Source organism: Shewanella hafniensis, assembly GCF_019655335.1.
Classification (GTDB): Bacteria; Pseudomonadota; Gammaproteobacteria; order Enterobacterales; family Shewanellaceae; genus Shewanella; species Shewanella hafniensis.
Genome location: NZ_BPFD01000281.1, coordinates 1 through 313 on the forward strand (window position 1 = coordinate 1; position 313 = coordinate 313).

Sequence of the window (313 nt, forward strand, 5' to 3'; positions counted from 1 at the left end):
CAGACTCATGCAATTAAATACTATCAGCTTTCCAAATTGTTAAAGAACAATGCTAACCGGCTCGCGGCGCATTCAGCTCTGACTTCTCCTAAGAGAAGATAAACAAGCAATCTGTGTGAACACTCAAAAACACGGATGTTTTTGTGTCGACTCGGCACGGATGCCATATTGTCGACCCAACAAGCGTAAGTTAGTCGTATAGGTAAGGAGGTGATCCAGCCCCAGGTTCCCCTAGGGCTACCTTGTTACGACTTCACCCCAGTCATGAACCACAAAGTGGTGAGCGCCCCCCCGAAGGTTAAGCTACCCACTT

At 47.9% G+C, this 313-nt stretch carries 1 rRNA gene; it reads right to left on the bottom strand.

The window, feature by feature from the left end:
• Window positions 1-203 precede the first annotated feature (203 nt).
• A 16S ribosomal RNA gene (locus K5Q99_RS22275) occupies window positions 204-313 on the bottom strand; the annotation flags it as partial.